The sequence below is a fragment of the Enterobacter sp. ENT02 genome, assembly GCF_019219165.1.
Lineage (GTDB): Bacteria > Pseudomonadota > Gammaproteobacteria > Enterobacterales > Enterobacteriaceae > Enterobacter > Enterobacter mori.
In genome coordinates this window covers 1-225 of sequence record NZ_JAHUWD010000053.1, presented here as the reverse complement: position 1 = coordinate 225, position 225 = coordinate 1, and the positions used below count along the sequence as shown (strand labels likewise).

Below are 225 nucleotides of genomic sequence, written 5' to 3'. Positions count from 1 at the left end.
GCGTTGCGGAACAACTCGCATACTTCAGTATGCTTCGTTATTCCACGCCTTGTCTCAGAAAGCATTACCGGTACAGAGATTAGTGTATACGATGGGGTTATAGCTCAGCTGGGAGAGCGCCTGCCTTGCACGCAGGAGGTCTGCGGTTCGATCCCGCATAGCTCCACCATCCTTTTACTGCGAACACAAGAAAACTTCAGAGTGAACCTGAAAAGGTGCACTGCG

Annotated in this window: 1 tRNA gene; it reads left to right on the top strand. The window is 51.1% G+C overall.

The features are described from left to right. Nucleotides 1-93: 93 nt before the first annotated feature. A tRNA-Ala gene (locus tag KW829_RS22865) sits at nt 94-169 on the top strand. The last annotated feature ends 56 nt before the right edge of the window (nt 170-225 follow it).